The 290-nt window shown below is 20.7% G+C and carries 1 tRNA gene; it reads left to right on the top strand.

From position 1 onward, the window contains the following. The first annotated feature begins 112 nt into the window (after positions 1 to 112). Positions 113 to 188: transfer RNA gene (locus tag LDP10_RS03440), tRNA-Asn, on the top strand. Positions 189 to 290 lie beyond the last annotated feature (102 nt).

Here is a 290-nt window from a genome sequence, read left to right as displayed (position 1 = left end):
AATATTCCATATATTTTTATTAATTTTATATGTAAAAGTAATTTTAATATGTATATATGTATATAAATAAAATTTATTGATTTATAAAAAAAATAGTGATAAAATCTTATTTTCCTCTGTAGTTCAGTTGGTAGAACGGCGGACTGTTAATCCGTATGTCACTGGTTCGAATCCAGTCGGAGGAGCCACACAATTTTTCTACTGATGTTTTTTTATTTTTATAATTTAAATTTTTTTATAAGATTATTAATTTTATCTGATTTAAATTTATTTTTTGATTCTATATATTT

The organism is Buchnera aphidicola (Pemphigus obesinymphae) (genome assembly GCF_026122815.1).
Taxonomy (GTDB): Bacteria; Pseudomonadota; Gammaproteobacteria; order Enterobacterales; family Enterobacteriaceae; genus Buchnera_C; species Buchnera_C aphidicola_BJ.
The sequence above is the reverse complement of the archived record's forward strand: the minus strand, read 5'-3'. Positions and strand labels throughout refer to the sequence as shown.